Annotated in this window: 1 protein-coding gene; it reads right to left on the bottom strand. The window is 39.9% G+C overall.

Annotation, left to right across the window (positions count from 1 at the left end; all coding sequences use genetic code 11):
- Window positions 1-388: phage tail tape measure protein (locus GPA21_RS20535; RefSeq protein ID WP_168989881.1), on the bottom strand; the 388-nt coding region annotated here is incomplete at both ends.

Below are 388 nucleotides of genomic sequence, written 5' to 3'. Positions count from 1 at the left end.
TCCTTTAGCAGCACTTCCAACTGTACGTATTAATAACCCTCCAGCAAGAACTGCAGGTCCAATTGCTGCACCAAAAAGTGCTAATCCTACTGAAGCTTTTCTAACCCAACCAGGGAGATGTGTAAATCCATCAACTAATTTTGTTAAACCTTCCGCTCCTGCTCTAATCATAGGCTTTAAATCTTTACCGCCTTCGATTGCTAATGATTCAAAAGCGCCACCTAATTGTTCCAGAGCGCCTTTGAGATTATCTTTCATCAAATCTGCTGCTTTTTTACTTTCGCCATTGGAATTCTTTAAGGATTTACTATAGCTATTAATTTTATCTGGTCCCGCTTCAATCAAGGCTAAAAATCCACTTGCTGCTTCAGTACCAACTATTGTAGCC

Source organism: Azoarcus taiwanensis (assembly GCF_012910885.1).
In the GTDB taxonomy this organism is placed as follows: domain Bacteria; phylum Pseudomonadota; class Gammaproteobacteria; order Burkholderiales; family Rhodocyclaceae; genus Azoarcus_F; species Azoarcus_F taiwanensis.
This window is presented reverse-complemented; position numbering and strand designations above follow the sequence as displayed.